Source organism: Chitinophaga deserti, from assembly GCF_003149455.1.
GTDB lineage: Bacteria > Bacteroidota > Bacteroidia > Chitinophagales > Chitinophagaceae > Chitinophaga > Chitinophaga deserti.
In genome coordinates, this window is sequence record NZ_QFFK01000002.1 from 258020 (window position 1) to 278313 (window position 20294).

Sequence of the window (20294 nt, forward strand, 5' to 3'; positions counted from 1 at the left end):
TCATTTTTGTATGATCACTTTTCTGGTTTCTTTTTGATGGCCTGCATGGAACGTTACGATGTACATACCGGCACTATACCCCGAACCCAGCGAATGGCGCCCGCTTCCAGATAGTTCTTTCCGGAAAAGAAGCTGCCCGGTTATGCCGGAAACGGTAACAGTACATCTGTCTCCCTCCACATGCGCAAACGATCCATACAGCTGCCCCCCGTTGCTCCAGGCGCCGAACTCACCGGGCAGGTTATCATCCCCACCGCCCGTGCCATTGCGCGGGCCAAATACGAGGAAGAAGCGGTTACGATGATCGCCGGCGGAAACGTCTGTCCGGTATTGCGCTCCCATAATCATTTCGGTGGTGCGGCGTGCGGAAGAATCGTAGAGGTAGATGCGGCGGCTCGCCGGCATACGCTCCAGTGCTTCGGTGCGGAAAGTGAGCATCCCCGCACGCTCTGCTACAATACGCAGCGGCAGCGTATCAGTAAGTTCCGTACGATTTGGCCATGCGCAGATGGAAAGCTCCCGCCCGCCAGGCCCTTCCATGATGAGGTTGGGAACCCGGGCATCGGTATTTCGCATCTTCAGCGCGTCCATCTCTTCATCATATCCTTTGGTGGCGTGGTCGTCGAAATACAGCACTGCCGGGTCCTGCGGGAAGCCGTCATCCGCAAAGCCAGCAGAAAAGCGGAAGAGCGGTTCTACAGGTGGCGGGCGGCGGTGAAATACCGGCGCCAGATCATTGACCCTTACTGCATTGGTAGCCGTCAATGTGCCCGTTACAGGATACGCGCCATCGCTCACATGGATGAAGAAGCCCTGCATAGAGGGTACAATGCCGTTTGCCACCCCATCACTGGAAATTCCATTGATGTATGAACTGTATGTTCCCACATAACGGTCGGCCGTGCCTGCGTTGAAATAATAAACTGCATTATCGATGTTGGTGCGCGTCCAGCCGGTAACGGCATCCCAGTCTATGGGTGAGGGGTAGGGATTCCCCACCAGGTGAAACCCTTTCGTATACACGCGGTTATTGTTCAGCAGGGTAAGACTTACAGGAGCATTAGTGACCGTACCGCTCATATCCGCCGTAACAGGTGAAGTGGATACGCCGAGGTTAGCGGCATATCCCCGCATGGATGTAAGCGGGTTGGAGGTAGTGGTATAAGCCGTCCACCCCGAAGTGGTTTTGTTTTCGTCGTAGCTATATAACTCAGGGAATGTGGCGGCAAGGTTTACTTCATCTGCCAGCTCATTAACCGTGGCCGACTGAAAAGGCGAAGCGAAATATTTATAGCCGAACCCGGAGGGCAGATAGCGCTGCATGGTTACAGTTCCCGTCACCTGTCCGCCGCCGGCACCGTCTATGAGTGCAGTACGTACGGCTGTAGAGCCCAGGGTAAGGAAGTTCCCTGCGGCCAATGTACCTGTGGTGGCTTTAAGGATACCATTCACCAGCAATGTTCCACCCAGCGTTACGCCTGCAGGGTTATTAATCGTAAGGTTCCTGATTTCGTTACCTGCAAATACAGATGCCGGAATGGTTTGAGCCGTTGTGCCGTTCAGCTCCAGGCTTCCGTTAGATACGGTGAAGGTGCCGCTGTTAGCCAGTACCCCGCTTACTTTCAGCAAACCGGTAGTTACGATTACAGTAGCGCCTGATTGTATGGTGAGGTCGTTTGTAAGTGCGGTGCCGGTGGTAACATCCGGGTAATTAGGCCGGCCTGTGGGGATCACTACATTACTGGTTTGCACGGGCACTACGCCGGTAGACCAGTTCCCATTGGTATACCAGTTGGTGCTGAGGTTACCTGTCCAGTTTATGGCCGCAATCAGCTCTGCTACTGCCAGCATACCCAGTTCAGTTATCCCGGACAGTGAGATGGAGGTGGCGGTTACGGAAGTAACAGGGGGAAGTGTACGTGTGGCTCCCACAACGTTTACACCCTTCAGGTTTGCAGTAACCACGCCGGCATCAAGGTCAGTGGCGTTCCAGTTGAGGGTAGCAGAAGTATTAGTGAAAACGGTACCACCGTTTTCAAATGCCCAATATCGGTTTACGCTCTTTGCCGCATCCATTCCGGAAAGCGATAAACCGGAAATATCGGTACCAATCGTTCTTGCGGTAACACTACCCGCCGTGCTTACGCTGGCAAATGTGAGAGAGGCCGGTGCATAAATAAGACTATCCCCCACTTCAAAACTCCGTACTACACCGGTACCCGTGGCCACCTGTTTCCGCAACCTGCCAAACACCCAGCCCGTGCCCTGTGCAGCATTGGTTACTGCACCGGTCGCAGGAAGAATAACTGTGAAATCACTGGTGCGGATATTCCGTTGAATGAAATTGAGTGTGCCGTTCACAGTAAGGTCTGTGACAAGATTCACAAAGCCGGAGGGCTTCTTCACCGTAAAGTTATTAAATGCGCCGGTGCTGGACAGTTGCTGCTCACCACTACCGTAAAACACCATAGTGTTGCCGGTGTTAGTGAATGTTCCGCCCGTCATCGTCCAGTTGCCGCCGATACTGTCGGCAAAAGCACCGGGGATGAAGTTGCCGTTCGTCAATGTGAAATTGTTTATCACTTTCAGGATGCTTGCAGCGGTTTTATCACCTGCTGCAGATATGACGAGGTTGCCATAAGGCGTGGCTGTTGAAACTGTTTGAGTGGCGCCGGCATACTCCACGGTGCTGAGTGTATCCAGGTGGTAATCGGTAAAAACCGGAAGGGTATTATTTCCGCGGATGATAAGACGTGCATTGTCTTCAATGCTTAATAGTCCTGCATCTTCAGTTATCGCATTTGCCCCGATATCAAATATGCCGGACTCGATCTGTAAAGCCGTCACTGAAGTAATGGGTTTGGTGAGCGTCACCGCTATTCCGCTGCTTTTCCGGATGGTGAGATAATCCAGGTTAAACGATGAAAGAGTACCGCTGCCGATGGCGCCGGCCAGTGCACCGGTCATGGTAAGTACACCGGGCTCCCCAATATAGGTGCCGTTGTTCGTAAAATTGTGGCTGACATTATAATCCGCAACTGCAGTAATGGTTCCGGTAATCAGTACATCATAGAAAGTGGTAGTGGTGCTTCCGGTAATTGCACCATCGGTACTCGTTGAAGTGAGCGTGAAGTTGGAAGTGCCACCATTCAGCGTTCCGTTACTTTCCACATCTTCGCCCACAGTAAAAGTGTACGACCCGGCGTTGAACACGCCCGTGCTGCTGATGAGGAAGCTGCCGTTCATCGTCCAGTTTGCATTAGGCGTAACACCGGAAGAGTTGGTGATTGTTACATTATTCAAGGCAGCCGGTGCCCCGGTTACCGAAATGGCACCTGTGCCTCCAAACACCAGGTTCCCGTTACTGGAAAATGAAGTGCCCGTCAGCTGTATGGTGCCGGGTGCAGCCGGTAAGAAGTTGATAGTGCCGTTGCTGGTAACGGTACCGTTATTTGTGAAGGTGCCGTAAATATTATGTGTGCCGTTTCCGCTGTTGAAAGTAGCGCCGCTGCTGATGTTAAATGCCACCATCACGTTCCATCCCACACTGGCGGTTACACCTGCAGTATTATTGATATTGAGCGTAGCATAAGTGGGACTGCTGGTGGAATTAAGTACCGGCGCCACATTACCGTTAAAGTTCACAATACCGCTGGAATTAGATACAACGGCATTAATGAAACGAATCGTTTGTAACTGAAGTCCGGTAAAGGTAGTAGTGCCATTACTTGTGAGCGACCCGCTGTTGGTAAGGTCTCCGTTAACCGTAGCTACTCCCGCTCCCGCATCAAACGAACCGGTGGAGGTAATATTCAGTAATCCGTTGTACGTACAGTTACTACCGTCTACGGCATAACTGCCATAAACGGTTATCCTGTTGAAGGTGGTGCTGCCGGTAATGGTTTTGGATGTACCATTCAGGGTAAGCGTGCTGCTCCCTGGAGTGTAGGTGCCGCTGTTGATCCAGTTCCCGTATAGATTAACGGTATGTACATCTCCACTGAAAGTGCTGCCGTTATTGATGGTAATATTGCCGTTAACGGTTGCACTGGTCTGAAGTGTTTTAGCTGCGCCGCCCCCGTTACTGAATTCCAGATTACCATAAGTAATAGCTCCCGGCACGGCCTGCGCTACCGTTCCGTTAAACTGTACGGTGCTGGAAGTATTCAGGCTGTAGGAAGAAAATAATGACGGGAAGTTAGCGCTTCCGCCAACAGTAAGCAGGGTACCTGCTCCCATCTGCATGGAGCCGCCTGTGGCGGTTCTGTTAGCAGTAAAAGTACCCAGCGCCAGGGTACCGGTGGAAAGTGTAAGGTTACCGGTCAGGGTGATGTTACCCGTCAGCGATGCCGCACCGGAACTTTTATTGACAACGAAATGATTGAAAGGTGAGGCAGAAACATTCTGCGCTGCTGAACCGGATAATGATACCGTGCCCGAGCCGGGGGAGAAGGTGCCGGCGTTGCTCCAGTTACCTGTAACACCTATTGTGGAAGAGCCGCCAAGTAATGTAGCACCTGAAGCAATCGCCACATTCACTGCGCTGAGGTTAAAACCTTCCAGCGAAAACTGTCCGCCATTCACCGTCAGGTCTCCGGTCATAACAGATGCTCCTCCCAGTAAGCCGGTACCGCCTGTTTTCTGAAAGGTGAGATGGTTGTAATTGACGCCTGCCACATTCTGCGTACCACTGCCACTATAAACTACGGTGCCGCTTCCTCCAGTAAAGGTACCTCCTGTATAAATGTAATTCCCCCCTACAGTCAGCGTACCTGTGCCTGAAAAAATAAGGGAAGCATTGCCCCGCTGCTGCACATTCCCCGATACGCTTACACTGCCGCTGCCTATATTCAGATTAATAGACCTGTTATTGGTTCCTTCAGACATGAGGAAATCGCCATTCACCGTTATACTCTGATTTCCTGCGTTGATAGTATGCTGAGCATCTGCCGCCCAAGAGCCTGAAATGTTGCCACTCGTGGTGAGGGAACCGCCGCTCAGGGTGAGCGTTGCAGCTTTTACACTGGCAAAGTTGAGCCCTTTGATGGATACGGCTGTACTGATTACTGGCTGATTGAGGAAAGTGGAATCGCCAATGATCACGATATCGTTGACGCCGGGCGGGCGTGTTGGTGTTCCTGATAAGACAGACCAGTTGGCCAACGTGTTCCAGTCGCTGCTGATCTTGCCGTTCCACCGCACGATATTGGCAGTAGATGATAATGTCCACCGTCCGTTGATCGCTGTTAATGCACCTGCCGACACCCAGTTATCCGTTGTACTGTTCCCCGATTTACCCTGTGAAGCCCAGCTTCCACCTGAGTTCAGCCATACATTCATAGTACTTTCCGTATTTCCGTTCAGCTCATCATCCTCATAATGGAATTTCATGGATGCAAGTGCTAAATTCAATACGCCGGTAGAAGAAACCGTATACTCTCTGTTAATACTCGCGCCACCGGGAAAATCCGTTACCGGTCCTTTTTTGACAGTAACCGTTACAGACGTAAGTAATGTGGAAAGGGTAATGGTAAGTGTATTGTTCGGACTTTCAAATTCATACACACCTCCAATCAGTGTAAACCCGTGTTGCCTTGTTATAGTACCCATAATGATACCCGGGCCGGTGCGTGTGGTTGTGATAATGATTGCGTTACTCCCCGTATTAATCCATCCCGCATTCATATTTACTGTGGAAACGGTAGTATTGTTAAGCAGGTTAACGGGCGTAGTGCTGCTTGCCTTGGCAAGGGTCAGATTAGCGAAAGTATTTGTACCGCTGATATTGGAGGGCAGCGATCCTGCGAAAGTAATGGTCCCGGTTCCTGCAGTAAAAGTACCTGCCGTGGCCCAGTTACCATACACCGTGTGCGTTGAGCTTCCGGCACTGAAAGTTCCCCCGGCAGCAATATTCATATCGCCATTTACAGTGATAGCCCCGGCTGCGGTTTTGGTAGCACTCCCGCCGATAGTGAGGTGATGATAGGCACCTGCCCTTACGGATTGAGCGCCCGTTCCGTTATAAATAACCGTATTGGGAATATTGGATGTAACATCGAAAGTGCCGGCAGTAACCGTAAACACACCGGCAATGCCCAGCACAGCATTGGCCCCCATGGTAAGAGAAGTTCCGTTGACGGTTACATTAAAAAGATTCGCGGTTCCCCTTACGCTGCTGGTAGCGGTAAAGGTGGCAGTATTGGCCGTGGCGGTGAAACTACCGCCAACATCCAGTGCGTTATTGATGGTAAAATTACTGGCTGTAGAAATAGTGCCCGTTGGCTGTAATGTTCCAAACACAGCAGTGCCACTTCCTGAAATACTTTTAGACGTTCCGCTCATTATCACCGTACCGCCCGTGCCTGTAAAAGTGCCGGTAACCGTCATATTACCATTGACTTTGATTGTTGTGCCCATTGTGGTGGAGGCACCTGAGGCAATAACGAGGTTGTCAAAAACAATATCCGGTCCGGAGATGGATTTAGCGGCTCCGGTCATCGTGAAAGTACCGCCGGTTGCATGTGTAAATGCTCCGGGTTCCACATCTGCAAGATCGCCCGCAACATTAATAGCCGCATCTGCGGTAGCGGTAATATTACTGGCTGCAAAAGTAAGGTTGAAGTAATTATGTGTGCCTGTACCGCTGATGATGCCCCCGCCACCTGCCATGCGTATGGTACTCGTTGCTCCCGTATAGGTTCCCAGCACGGCGAAGTTCCCGGCGATGTTATGCACAAAACTTCCCCCATTGAATGTTGTGCTGTTACCGATGCTTACGCTCCCGTTCACCGTTATTGCAGAGGCAGCAGTAAAAGATACCGAAGTGGCAGTACCGACAGTACTGGTAAGATTCCCCTCCACCCTGAAAGCGGTTCCCGGCAGTGTTTTCACCGCTGCTCCTGTATTACCCGTCAGTAAAAGGTTGCCATATGTTTGGGACGACACCGTTTGCGTGCCGCCATAATACTCCACCGTGCTTGACAAACGAAGGTCTACACCTGCAAAATTCCCAGGGAAGTTGGAGGCCGACATACGCAGGGTAGCCCCATTAAAAACCAGCACCGCGCCTCCCGCAACAGTGGTACCCCGGTTTGCGGTGAAGCCCGCCAGGTCTAAGGCTCCTGATTCCACTTCAATCCTGCCGGTAGCAGTTGTGGTGGCATTCATGGCATTGAGGTTACCAGCCAGAGATTTGATGAACCCTGCTCCCGAAACGCGCAGGGTGGAATAGGTAAGGTTATTACGGACTGTCTGGTTCTTTGTGGTTGCACTATATACTACCACAGATCCTGCGGAGAGAGATACCGTTCCCGTATTGGCATAATTCGCTGCGTAAGTGGCCGCAGTTACATGTAAAACGCCCGTTGCGGCCACGGTTAAAGTACCCGTTCCGGAAACCACCGGTGGCGTGGCATTTTCTGCTGGTATCAGTGTACCGCTGACGGTAAGGTTCACGCTCGTTGAAAAATTCGACTGCATGGTAACGATACTGCCCGCGTTTACGCTCACTCTCCTGAAAGCGGTAACAGTAGTACCGCTGATTGTTTGATTTGCTCCCGCAAAGTTGACCCTTGAAGTGGTTGTAGTACCGGTATATGCGCCGCTGTTGGCCCAGTCCCCTTTTACCGTTACGGTAACGCCCCGGTGAGAAATGGAGCCGCCCGCATTAAGGGTGAGGTTACCGGATATTGTGAGTGCTTTGGAAATGGTGAGTACCGGAGAGCCGGTGGCGCTGATCGTCAGGTTTTTGGTGGCTGCGGAGGTTGAAATAGTAGGCTGAAAACTGCCAGTAAAGCTCCCGTCACCGATCACAGCATCTACTGTGGCGGATGGTACCCCGTTTGTCCAGTTAGACGCCGTGCTCCAGCTGGTGCTTGTAGTTCCTTTCCAGCTGGTGGTTTGCGCGCGCAGAGCGCCTGTACCTAAAAGGCAACAGGCCAGCGCCAGTTGTATCCATCGGCTATAACAAACGGTTTTCATGCATATGGTGTTGTACCCTTCAGGATTTTACGGGCGTAGCGTTAGTGCCGCCCAGGCCAGTGGGGTCTCGGATTTTTCGGGTGCTGTCATATAGGTCACTTCCAGCCTGCCCATCCTGTAATCGGGGCCTGCCGCCAGTGGTATCATGAGTTTTCTCTGTGTGGTGGGCGTGTAAACTGCCACGCCTTTAATTTCCGCCACCTGTGTTCGCTTGCCCTGCGGCGTTAAATAATCTACCCGCACATCGCCGTATACAGAAATGTTCCCTTTCCTTTTGAAGGTAACCTGCAACTGTTTCGCGGCGGGTGTTCCGGCCATCTGTAAACTGTCCAGGCTCACTTCCACATGCTGTTCTCCCGTACGGATGATGACAGGGATGGAAATACCGAAAACCGGTGTAAGCCGGATGGAAATACCCCCTTCGGAAGAATCCTTTTTACTGCCCTGGTCGCCCAGGGCTGCGGCAACCGGCTCTGCCCGCAGGTAAAGATGAGACCGGTATTCGCCGCTTTCCAGATCGCCGGTATTATATACCTGGAGCTTCACCAGCTGGGCCTCATTGGGCGGCAGCACCACGCTTCTGGGGAAAAAGCGTACAAACGGACTGGCAAAGCGCTGCCCGATTTCTGCTTCGGTTATCTGCTCAAACGATCCGTTTTCATGCATTTTGATCTCTATAAATGAAATGATATATCTGGCAGTATCGGAGCCGGTATTGGCGAGGTTGAGTTCATGCATTTTCTTTTTCCCGTCAAAAACCACGCGCATGGGGGTAATAAGCAAATTACCCTGGGCTTTAAGGGGAAGGGCTTTCAAACATCCCCCGGAAAGGAGAACTACTGTAATGATTTGGGTAATTAATCGGAGCTTGGAAGGCATGGGTCATCACATTTGGGAAAAAATAAGTCCGGGCCGCAACTACAGCAGCAAAAGCAATCGTAAAAACCTCCCGGACGGAAAGGGTCCTGACTCGGATTTAGTTATAGTTCACCGTTACGGTAAACGGAACTGTAGTGGCATAATCACCCGCAGGCTGCCCGGCAGCAACATTTAGCGTACCTCCTACATTTAATGTTTGCTCTCCATTGGTGTCGAGCGTACCATTGAGGGAAGGGGTACTGGTGAAAGCAGTTACTGTCATGTTTGGAGCACCTGTCAGTACCAGGTTCACGGCTGTAGACGGCAGGGTAATGGAGTAGGCATAGCCGGCCACCCCTTCTACCAGAAAAGAAGCAGCAGTTACCGTACCTGTTGTGTTAGGCAGGGTTACGCCGCCCGACGGTGTTCTCACACCAGCAGGTGTCATTACTACCGTACCGGGAACGGTGGCACTAACTGCTACATTCCCGAATTCCAGGTCCGTGTTCTTGGTAATTGTGATCGGTGTCACGATGGTTGCCGTGGCATTAGCGGTTGCCGAAGCGGATGCCTGTGCCTTGCTCTGGAGAGAAAATCCTACCAGTAATGTTGAAAAGGTCAATAAGAGGGTCGCGTTTTTCATATGCCCGTTTTTCGTGTGGTGAATCAAAGGTATGAGTGAGTTACACCCCAAAGGGGTGACAGCCACAGGGGGAAACTTATTGCTTAGAAGACGGTTCAGATACGGTTACAACATTCATTAACATTTCAGCCCTCCGATATGTTCACGAATGAAGGCTGAAAATGAGACTTTTGGCAGGCTCATACGCTGTTGTGCCAGCAGCCATACTTGCAATAGGCAGGAGGGGAGGAATTAACAACAATAGAAATTAATCAAAAATGCCCCGCTCAAAGCGCATTTTACCCAGAAATACCTGGGCAATGGCGGCGGCTTTTACTTTAGCGGTAGATATCCGGGGGCCGCTGAATAATTCATCAGCAGTAGCCGTCCAGAGTTCCATCCAGCGGTCGAAATGGGGCTTATCTACCGGCAGCGTGCGGTGCTTGGCATAAGGTGCTCCGAAATATTCCTTTTCTCCCAGCAGCTGTAATCCCCAGAATTTATACATGGTTTCCAGGTGGGCGGGCCAGGCCTGCGGCGCTATGCGCTCATTGAAAACAGGCCCCAGCAACTCATCCTCACGGATTTTGTCGTAAAAGGTATTAACCAGCAGCCGGATATCTTCACTGTGTCTGATGTCGTGCATGGTACAAAGATCGTACGCTATAAGGAATTAAATGATGACGACGGTCAATCCCGCTTACGGATAAACCCGATCTCGTCGCGGGCATCATCTTCCCACTGTATCATTTCTTCGAGGAACTTCCCGATAAACCGGTCTACGGATTCAACCGTCAGCTCTTCCGGCTCCAGGGTATCAAGCGTTTCATTCCGGGGCTTTTCTTCCGACATCCCGTCGATAAATGGGAAGCTGATCCAAACAACAATTTGCCCGTTGCGGGTTTGGGAGAACGACAGGAACCCGCCGATCTTCATTTTCTGTACCACACTGAAAGGCGATTGCTCCACAATGCCACTGGGTTCGTGGTCGAAAAGGAGGTATACTGCCTCGAGGCCCTGCATCATTTCATTGGCTCCTGCCTTCCAGTTTAGGGGGTGGCGGGCAATCACTTCATTGAGATGCTGAATGAGGAATGGCTTAGCCTGCTGCTGCCAGGCCGTACGGCGCTCTTTTACTTTCAGGAGTACACTGGCGTATTGCTCGGTGAGTTTTTTAATGGGTTCCATGCATCAGGGTTTTAAAAAAAGAGGCTGCATCGCCGGAGCGTCCTGCAGCCTCTCTGGTATATTTTTCCTTCCGGAAGAATTATAGTTTTTCGTACAGCTTGCGCAGGCGGTCGCGGGTCATAAGTGTTTGCCAGTCTTTACCGAGGGCATTTTCCCAAAGCGGAGCCAGGCCCATGGATACGTCGATCATTGTTTCGAAGTCAGCATCACTGAGGCCTTTGGTGATGTGCTGGGGAATTTCCACCTGGTGCTTATCCACCATCAGCTTAAATTCCTTCACGCCTGCCGGGTAAAACTCTTCCAGTTTGTCGAACACGATGCAGTTGCCTACACCATGTTTGGTACCCAGGAGATAGCTGAGGCCATAGCTCACCGCATGGGCTACGCCCACCTGAGAATAGGCAATGCTCATACCGCCGGCATAAGATGCCATCATCAGCTTTTCATCTGAGTCTTCGTCCCAGCGATCTTTCTTCAGGTAAATCTCCTGGCAGAGTTCCAGCGCCTTTTCGCCATAGGAGCGGCTGAAAGCGTTCAGGAACGTACCTTCCAGTGATTCGATGCAGTGGATGTAGCAATCCATCGCGGTATAGAAGCGCTGGTTTACAGGCGCGTTGGCGATCAGTTCAGGATCCAGCACAATCTGGTCGAAAGGTGTGAAGTCGGAGTTCATACCCAGTTTACGGGTAGGGCCTGTAAGCACGGTTGTACGGCTCACTTCAGCACCGGTTCCGGAAAGGGTGGGGATGCCGGCTTTATAAACACCGGGCATTTTCACGAGGTCCCAGCCTTGGTAATCGGCCGAAGAGCCGGGGTTGGTCATCATGAGAGAAACTGCTTTCGCCATATCGAGGGTAGAGCCGCCACCGATGCCGATGATGCCGCTTACTTCACCGAATTCGGCTTTCAGCTCATCACGCAGGCGGTCTACGTAAGTAGTTTTAGGCTCATGCGTTACGTCAATGAAAACAACCTTGTCTTTACCACGCAGGGGAATGCGGGAAACGAAGGGCTTGTTGCCTTCAAAGAAATGGTCCACAAAAAATATCATCGGCGCATCACCTTTACGGCGCGGGGCAATGATCTCATCGAGCTGGTTGAACGCACCCCGTCCGAAAATGACGTATCCTACCAGTTTAAAGTTTCTGAATTTCATGTTTTATCCCGGATTTTTTGTGTTTATAGTTGGTCCAGCAATCTGGAGGCTCTATCAAGATCTTCAGGTGTATCAATTTCCACACCCATATAGTCGGTAACGACCATTTTGAGGGGGATGCCCATTTCCAGATAGCGCAGGCATTCTACTTTTTCCGCAGCTTCCAGCGGCGTCATAGGCGTGCGGGTGAACCGGAGCAGGGCTTCGCGGCGGAAAGCATAGATGCCGATATGCTCGTAGTACACGGTGGGCACGTTTTTATCCCGCGGGTAGGGAATCACGGAGCGGGAGAACATGAGTGAGTTGAAATCCTTGTCTACCGCAACTTTCACGAAGTTGGGATCTTCAATATCTTTCCACTCTTTCAGCTCCTGCATGAGGGATGCCACCTGCACTTTTTTGCCGGCTTCTCCTTCAAATACCTGCAGTAGTTTTTCCAGCGGCTCGCGGCGGGTAAAGGGTGTATCTCCCTGAACATTCACTACGATATCCACATCGGTCATTCCTTCCACCGCTTCGGCGATACGGTCTGAACCGCTTTCGTGTTCGCGCTGGCTCATGATGGCTTTACCGCCATTGCGGGTGATTTCTTCAAAAATGATGTCGCTGTCGGTTACTACCATCACTTCGTCGAACACACCGGTATCACGGGTGGATTCGTATGTGCGCCAGATAACGGTTTTGCCTGCAAGCACTGCCATCATTTTGCCGGGAAACCGGGAAGCGGCGTACCGCGCCGGGATCAATGCGATTTTCTTCATGCCGGAAGTTTAAGATTACAACACGCTTTTAACGGCAGCCGTCAGTTTCTCAGCACGCTCGCGCACTTCCTCATCTGTCCATGCAAGACTGATCGGGAAGGAGATGCAACGGCTGATGATGGCGTCGGAAGCGGGGAATTGTTTGGTTTGGTATGCGGCCAGGTCTTTAGCCAGCTGTTCCGGGAATTTGGTGAGGGTAGCACCTTCCTGCAGGTGGTTCCACTTGCGGAAATAATGCCAGTTATTATCGAACCAATGGAATGCAGGCAGGCCGGCAGCTTTAATGGCTTTGGCGGCTGCACGGGCAGTATCCAGGTCGGGGAGGAAGAAGGAAAGATGGGTGCAGCTGTCGCCCGCAGGATCGGGGATACGGCGGAACTCCACCTGCGGAACTGTTGCCAGCGCTTCTTTTACGATACCGTAGTTATTACGGAGGATGGCAAGGAAGCGGTCCAGCTTACGGATCTGCGCAAGGCCCACCGCTGCGTGCAATTCGGAAATGCGGAAGTTGTATCCAAGATGCGGGTGGCCATCGGCGCCACGGTCTGCCCCGCCGAGGTGGTCGTGACCATGATCGGAGTAAGCATCGCATTTAGTATAAACGTCTTTATCGTTGGTGATGATCGCTCCGCCTTCGGCGCAGGTGATCGTTTTCACAAAGTCGAATGAGAAGGTACCGGCATGCCCGATGGAACCAAGAGCGCGGCCTTTGTGGGTGGCGCCGGTAGACTGGCAGGCATCTTCCAGCAGAATGAGGTTATGTTCGCGGCAGATGTCCATCAGTGCATCCATGTCGGCCATGGAACCACACATATGTACGGGCATCACGCATTTTGTACGGGGGGTAATAGCAGCGCGCACAGCATCAGGGGCCAGCGTCATGGTATCATCCACATCTACCAGCACAGGTGTAGCGCCTACAGAAAGCACTGCTTCGAAGCTGGCTACGAAGGTAAAGGTGGGCATAATGATCTCGTCTCCCGCACCCAGGCCAAGAGCAGCCATAGCGGTGGTAAGGGCGGTGGTGCCGCTGGAAGTCAGCTGCGCATATTGCACGTTAAATCGCTCGCAAAGCGCCTGTTCCAGTTCTTTCGCTTTCCAGATCCCTTTACGGGGACCGTCGAATCCGTAACGCATGTAAATCCCTGTTTCCAGGACGTCGTTCACTTCCTTTTTTTCTTCAGCTCCAAATAGTTCAAATCCGGGCATAATGCAAAATTTTTGTAGTCGTGCAAAGGTAGAACAATCCCGGAATGGAAAACCGATAAAAACCGTTAAACTTTTCTATAAAGAAACAGGGGTGATTTTAGCATACTCATTATGATTATCAATACAATACATAATTTTATTATCCGGAAACCACGGAAACCCGGGACAATAATACCTGTCCCGGCGGGATTTCCTTATTTTCATGCATACAACCATCAACACATGCGAAAATTCCTTTTATCAGCCGTCCTCTTTCTGACCGTAGCGGCCTCCTCCCACGCCCAGGACCCGGCAGAAGCGCGCATCCGCCAGCTTATGCAGGCACAACTTAAAGCTTGGAACAATGGCGATATCGTGGCCTTTATGGACACCTACTGGAAATCCGACAGCCTGTTGTTTATCGGCAGCAAAGGACTAACCTATGGCTGGCAGGCTACCCTCGATAATTACAAAAAAGCATATCCCGGGAAAGAAGGAATGGGTTCTCTCGCATTCGACCTGCTGGAATTCAAAAAGCTCGCTCCCGATGCGTATTTTGTAGTTGGCAAGTGGAAGCTCACCCGTAGTATCGGAAACCTGTCGGGACACTTTTCCATCATTCTCCGCCAGATCGATGGCGAATGGAAGATCGTGGCAGACCACTCCAGCTAAACCCGGAACCATGAAAAGAAAGTTTATCCTGATCCCCTTACTTTTTGCCGCCCTGGCGTGCCATGCACAATCTGATGCCGACATCCTCATCCGCAATGCCCGCATTGCCGACGGCACCGGTAACTCCTGGTTCTATGGCGAAGTGTCTGTTAAAAACGGTCGCATCCTCGCCGTAACCCGTCAGCCGCAAACCCTCAAAGCTGCAAAAATCATTGACGCCGGCGGCAGGATAGTAGCCCCGGGCTTCATCGACGTGCACACGCATATTGAAGAAGACGAGTTTAAAGTCCCTACTGCCGAAAGCTTCCTCCTCGATGGCGTTACCACAGTGGTAACAGGCAACTGCGGATCTTCCAACACCGACCTGGGGCGGTATTTCCGGCAGCTGGACAGTATGACCATTTCCATCAACGTGGCATCCCTCATCGGTCATAACGATGTGCGCCGTGCCGTAATGGGCAGTACCGACCGGCGCCCTACTCCCGAGGAGCAGCTCCGTATGGAAGCACTCGTGGAAAAAGCGATGAAAGACGGCGCGGTAGGCCTCAGCACCGGACTCATTTACGTACCCGGCAACTATGCCCAAACGCCTGAAGTGGTAGGCCTCGCCAAAGCTGCTGCACGCTATGGAGGGCTATATGCCACGCATATGCGCAATGAGGGCGATGCGGTGGAAGCAGCCATTGAAGAAGCGCTCACCATAGGCAGGGAAGCCAATATACCCGTGGAAATATCCCACTTCAAAATAGGGGGGAAGCAAAACTGGGGCCGCTCCAAAGTTACCATCGCCATGATTGAGAAAGCACGGCGCGAAGGCCTGGAGGTAACCATCGACCAATACCCTTACACCGCCAGCAGCACCAGCTTACGCACGATGCTGCCCGACTGGGCACTCTCCGGCGGGCACGATTCCGTTGTGTACCGCCTCACCACACCGGCCATACGCAAAAAGATTGCCGCGGAAATGACGGGCATCTACAAAAAACGTCGCCTCAAAAACCTCGACTATGCCGTGGTAGCCTACTTCGAAGCGGATACCACGCTGAATGGTAAGAATATTTCTGAGATCAATAAACTAAAAGGAAGGAAAACCACGATCCCCAATGAAGTGGAAACCGTGCTGGACCTGGTGCAGCAGGGCAGTGCGGGCATGGTGTTTCACGGAATGAGTGAAGATGATGTGAAACGGATCATGCAGTACCCCTTCAATATGTTTGCTTCTGATGCAAGCATCCGCGAATTCAATGTGGGAATGCCGCACCCAAGGGGCTATGGCACCAACGCCCGGGTGCTGGGTAAATATGTGCGGGAAGAAAAAGTGCTGGGGCTGGAAGAAGCGATCCGGAGAATGACATCGCTGCCGGCACAGAAATTCAGGCTGTCTCAGCGAGGATTGCTGGTACCCGGATATGTGGCGGATATCGTGATATTCGACCCCGCCACGGTAAAAGACTTATCTACCTTCTCACAGCCGCACCAGTATTCAACCGGGTTCAGCCATGTGATTGTAAATGGTGAGATAACGATAGAAAACGGAAAACATAACGGTACCCGGAAGGGGCAGGTAGTGCGGCTGGGCCGCTGATCAATCCATTTTATCTTCCGGCCCGAGCGACATCATAAAGCTGCTGATGAGTGACAGCACCACGCTGAACAGCAGTGCCCACCAGAAACTGTCTACCTTAAATCCTTTCACGAGGCTGCTGGCCCATAGTACGATGAGTGCGTTGATCACCAGGAGGAACAGGCCCAGTGTTACTACCGTTACCGGTAGTGTGAGGATCACCAGGATAGGTTTTACGATGAGGTTTAATAACCCCAGCACTATTGCGAGCAACAATGCGGTCGTGAAATCCTGAAGCTTAACGCCGGGAAGTAAATAGGCTGTCAGCAACGCTGCGAGCGCTGTTACGAGTAGCCGGATAATGATTCCTAACATTGGATAAGGTGTTAGTGCTTTATACAAAATACACAAAAAGCATGCTGAATGTTTAGCAGTGGCGCTATCAAATTACGATCAGCTCATAAAAATCTTCCGGACTGAGATACTGGCGCGCCAGTTGCTGCAGCTCTTCTGCGGAGATCGTTTTGATGGTGCGTATGTTGTTGTAGAAATAATTTTCGTCGAGGTCGTTCAGGATAAGATTCTTCCACCGCTGTATTACCTGGAAAGCACCATCGAGGTCACCAAGGATGGAGCCTATCATGAAGTTCCTTACCAGGCTCAGCTCTTCTTCCGGTATAGGCTCGTTACGGAGCTTATCCATTTCCAGATATATTTCCGCTATGGCTTTTTCACACACATCGCGCCCGGCTTCTGTAGTGATGTTCACTGCGCCTGCCTGGCGGAAGTTATACAGCTGTGAATGGATGCCGTAAGTATACCCTTTCTCTTCCCGGATATTGCTCATCAGTCTCGATCCGAAATACCCGCCGAATATGGTGTTCAGCACTAGCATCTTCGGAAAATCAGGGTGGTAGCGGTTCGGGAAAGGCCTTGCAACACGGATGCTTCCCTGTACGCCATTTTCATCGTTGAAGATCCTGTACTTCTTTTCTTCCGATGGCAGGATGGGCATTTCCGGGCGGATGTTATGCCGCTCTCCGTTCCACTGAGTAGAACCGAAATACTGGTTGAGCAGGGGAATAATATTGTCGGGCAAATTACCCGCGAGGAAGATCTTACAATTGCTGTACGTGTAATGCTGCATGTAAAACCCGCGGAGGCTTTCGGTTTGCAGGGCATCGTACGCCATCATGCTGCTTACGCGGCCGTATGGGTGAAATTCTCCGAAGAGGTATTTATCGATATGCCGGTTAGCCACAAACTCGCTTTTCTGCAGGTTCACCGCCAGCTTTTGCTTCATGTTCTGTGTAAAAATGGCAAGCTCCTGCTCCGGGAAAACCGGGTCAAGGATCACTTCCTGCAGCGTAGGCAGCAGTTCCGGAATATGGCGGCTGAGGCAATGAAGGGTATAGGTGGCGTTCTCATGAAAGCAGTTGCGGTTCAGGTAAGCGCCATAATACTCCGTCATTTCATTAATCTCGAGAGCAGAGTGCTTGCTGGTACCGTTCTTCATGAGGAAGTTGGTGGCAGAGGCAACCAGGTTCTCGGATTCGTACCAGCTACCGGCCGGGAACACCAGTTCCAGCTGCAGCGTTTCCTGCTCTGAGGAGCGTACTACGTATACGGGGATACCGTTATCCAGCCGGAATTGCTCCAGCGGCTTGAGTTGTATATCGAAATTTACTGCGTCTTTTATTGCGGGGGCCTGTCTTCTGTTGATCATAGTCTTAATTTCCTGCGTAATAATGGATCGTGTTGACATTGTTGGCGGCAAAGATGGCCTGCGCCTGGTCGCGGATATCCGTCACGGTTACTGCCTCGTACTTCGCGAACTCTGTATTCATATCACTGGCATCGCCGATAAGCTCATAGAAAGCCAGGTTGTTTGCACGGGAAAGGAGCCCCATGTCTTCGAATGCCAGCATGCTCTCCACCCTGTTCTTCACCTTCTGCAGCTCCCGCTCCGGAATAAGCTCATTGCGCAACTTATCCAGTTCTTCTTCTATCGCCTTCTCTGCATCTTTCATCTTCACTCCTTTCACCAGCTTGCCTTCGATGGCCATAAGGCCGGCATCCAGACTGCCAAAGTGATAACAATCGATATTACTGAATAGTTTCTTTTCTTTCACGAGTGCCTGGTGCAGTCGGGAGGAGCCGCCACCGCTGAGCACATCGCTTACCAGATCGGCAGCATAATATTTCGGATCAATGCGCGAAGGCATATGGTATGCCTTATACAAGGCATCCAGCGGCACTTTCGATTTGATCTCGAGGAAATGGGCCTTATCCTGCACGGGCTCCACCGGCAAGTTGCGCACATAGCGCTCTCCGCTGGGGATGTCGCCAAACCATTTCTCCGCCAGCTCTTTCACCTGTGCATGCGTTACCTTACCTGCCACAACAAGAATAGCGTTGCAGGGGCGGTAATGGCGGAAGAAGAAAGATTTCACGTCTTCCAGCTTCGCGTCTTCGATGTGCTTCAGTTCCTTCCCGATGGTCATCCAGCGGTAGGGGTGTGTGGAGTAAGCCAACTCGCGCATCTTGTGCCAAACATCGCCGTAAGGCTTGTTGATGTAGTGCTCCTTGAACTCTTCCGTTACTACTTTCCGCTGCACTTCCAGGCTCTTTTCCGAGAAAGCAAGAGAAAGCATACGGTCGCTCTCCAGCCAGAAAGCAGTTTCCAGGTTTTCTGCGGGCAGCTCTATATAATAATTGGTAAGGTCGTTGGTAGTATATGCATTGTTTTCACCACCGGCCATTTGCAGTGGTTCGTCGTATTCAGGAATATTGACGCTTCCACCGAACATCAGATGCTCGAATAAATGTGCAAAGCCAGTCTGGCGCGGATCTTCGTCCCGCGCACCTACATCGTACAGAACGTTCACCACTGCCATGGGAGTAGTCACGTCTTCATGCACGATCACACGCAATCCGTTATCCAGCGTAAACTTTGAGAAATGAACCATATGCCGAATATATAAAATTATTGACGGCATCCGCCGCAATGGCGGGCCGAAACATGCAAATCTACGACAAAAGCCGTTGCTTACAATATACTGCGGATAGGCAGCTGTTTTACCATCAGCTCGTTATTACGCATGAGGAGCAGCTTGGGGCGCGTGCCGATGTTCTTGAGGATATCGCGGTATAGCTGGAGGTTAGTGGTAAAATTATTATTGATGGCTAGCACAATATCACCCACTTTAAAGCCCGCCTTTTCTGCCGGGGAATTACGGATCACATCCGTCACCTCAATCCGGTTATCAATCAGGTAAATGATGAGCCCGGTGTAGGAATAATCGAACTGATCCCGGAAATGGGTATTGGGAATAATATGGATTTCCTTCTTCGCGTAATTGAGGGTAAGGTTGAAGCGCCGCAACAGATCGTTACCCACCATGCCCGCCAGCGAAGGGTAGGAGGTGATGTTGGTAATATCGTCAAACAGGTAAGTAGGAACGTTGCGGAAGTTGTAGTTGCCGATGCGGAACTCAGACATGGTGGTGATGTACATCTGCATTTTACCCCCGAGGCCCTGCGCTTCGGTAGGTATCACCTTAGCTTTACGCTTCACGAGCAGCGAGCTGTCTTTCACGAACTGGGTACTGAGCAGCAGGCACATGCCCGCGCCGGTATCAAAATAATAGCGGTGGTTGATGTTGCGCTTACCGCTGCGGAGCGGGGCGGTGATAACGGGGATAAACGTTAAGTTGGGCTTCATCAGATGCCCGCCGCGCGGGTACTTGAAAGCGCCGTTGGTATACATGGATATCTCTTCCTTGTCGTAATCTACCTGCATGATATAACGCGAAAGCAGGCTGTACCCGATGATGCCATCGATCTGTATGCCATATACCTGGCTGATGAGTTCGTAATTGTTGATATGGAAATCGAGGCTGTCCGCAGTGAGGCCGGGAAGGTGCAGGGTATTGTCTGCCGCATACACGATATTCTTGCTGGCCACCAGCCCGCGCACCACTTTATCGGAAGGGGTAAGCTTGAGGCCGAGGCGAACGCAGGTAGTAGTGTCGAGCGAGATGCCGGCGCTGCCGGTATCCAGGAGAAACTGGAGGGTATCGGGGTGATCGTTAAGCCGGGCCGACAATACAACCACGCCCCCGTAATACTGCTTGAAGGGAAAGCGGGCCACCAACCGTGCTTCGGGCTCTTTGGTGTTTTCGGTATCCTGGGCGGATATATTACTCGGGACATACAGCAGGCTCAGGATCAGGATGATAACGTGAAAAATGGATTTGGCTCCCATATTGATTTGAGGAAAGGTGCGGGGACGATTGCCGCCCC

Annotated in this window: 14 protein-coding genes; 2 read left to right on the plus strand and 12 right to left on the minus strand. The window is 51.6% G+C overall.

Annotated features, from left to right (window positions below; translation table 11 throughout):
• From DEV76_RS05075 to DEV76_RS05110, 8 genes are all read right to left on the minus strand, one after another.
• Complete coding sequence (locus DEV76_RS05075; protein ID WP_109695771.1) at positions 1-7980, minus strand: hypothetical protein; 7980 nt, start codon at positions 7978-7980, stop codon at positions 1-3.
• 27 nt (positions 7981-8007) lie between these two features.
• The gene (locus DEV76_RS05080) at positions 8008-8748 is read right to left on the minus strand and encodes a fimbrial biogenesis chaperone (RefSeq protein WP_157962722.1); all 741 of its coding nucleotides are present in this window, start codon (positions 8746-8748) and stop codon (positions 8008-8010) included.
• Positions 8749-8956: 208 nt separating this feature from the next.
• Positions 8957-9481 carry a DUF4402 domain-containing protein gene (locus tag DEV76_RS05085; protein WP_109695776.1) on the minus strand — a complete coding sequence of 175 codons (525 nt, stop codon included), beginning with the start codon at positions 9479-9481 and terminating at the stop codon, positions 8957-8959.
• Between the two features lie 247 nt (positions 9482-9728).
• Complete coding sequence (locus tag DEV76_RS05090) at positions 9729-10106, minus strand: group III truncated hemoglobin (RefSeq protein WP_109695779.1); 378 nt, start codon at positions 10104-10106, stop codon at positions 9729-9731.
• Between the two features lie 44 nt (positions 10107-10150).
• Positions 10151-10648 (minus strand): hypothetical protein, encoded by a 498-nt coding sequence (locus DEV76_RS05095; protein WP_109695781.1) that lies wholly within the window; start codon positions 10646-10648, stop codon positions 10151-10153.
• A 79-nt stretch (positions 10649-10727) separates the two neighbouring features.
• Positions 10728-11804 (minus strand): iron-containing alcohol dehydrogenase family protein, encoded by a 1077-nt coding sequence (locus DEV76_RS05100; RefSeq protein ID WP_109695783.1) that lies wholly within the window; start codon positions 11802-11804, stop codon positions 10728-10730.
• 23 nt (positions 11805-11827) lie between these two features.
• Positions 11828-12565, minus strand: coding sequence for a 3-deoxy-manno-octulosonate cytidylyltransferase (kdsB, locus tag DEV76_RS05105; RefSeq protein ID WP_109695785.1), 738 nt, complete (start codon positions 12563-12565; stop codon positions 11828-11830).
• 15 nt (positions 12566-12580) lie between these two features.
• On the minus strand, positions 12581-13774 hold the full coding sequence (locus tag DEV76_RS05110; protein WP_109695787.1) for a DegT/DnrJ/EryC1/StrS family aminotransferase: 1194 nt from the start codon (positions 13772-13774) through the stop codon (positions 12581-12583).
• 222 nt (positions 13775-13996) lie between these two features.
• On the opposite strand from DEV76_RS05110, the gene DEV76_RS05115 reads away from it, so the two are divergent.
• Both DEV76_RS05115 and DEV76_RS05120 read left to right on the plus strand, forming a co-directional pair.
• Positions 13997-14425, plus strand: a complete 429-nt coding sequence (locus DEV76_RS05115) for a YybH family protein (protein ID WP_109695789.1) — start codon at positions 13997-13999, stop codon at positions 14423-14425.
• 10 nt (positions 14426-14435) lie between these two features.
• Positions 14436-16010, plus strand: a complete 1575-nt coding sequence (locus DEV76_RS05120; protein WP_109696666.1) for an N-acyl-D-amino-acid deacylase family protein — start codon at positions 14436-14438, stop codon at positions 16008-16010.
• Here DEV76_RS05120 and DEV76_RS05125 read toward each other — a convergent pair whose 3' ends face one another.
• From DEV76_RS05125 to DEV76_RS05140, 4 genes are all read right to left on the minus strand, one after another.
• Positions 16011-16364: a phage holin family protein gene (locus DEV76_RS05125; RefSeq protein ID WP_109695790.1), complete on the minus strand. Its 354-nt coding sequence runs from the start codon at positions 16362-16364 to the stop codon at positions 16011-16013.
• Positions 16365-16431: 67 nt separating this feature from the next.
• A complete protein-coding gene (locus tag DEV76_RS05130) occupies positions 16432-17715 on the minus strand; it encodes a M16 family metallopeptidase (protein ID WP_109695792.1) in 1284 nt (427 codons plus the stop codon).
• A 4-nt stretch (positions 17716-17719) separates the two neighbouring features.
• Positions 17720-18958, minus strand: a complete 1239-nt coding sequence (locus DEV76_RS05135) for a M16 family metallopeptidase (RefSeq protein WP_109695794.1) — start codon at positions 18956-18958, stop codon at positions 17720-17722.
• A gap of 80 nt (positions 18959-19038) precedes the next feature.
• Entirely contained in the window at positions 19039-20256 is a 1218-nt protein-coding gene (locus DEV76_RS05140) for an aspartyl protease family protein (protein ID WP_109695796.1), read from the minus strand.
• Positions 20257-20294 lie beyond the last annotated feature (38 nt).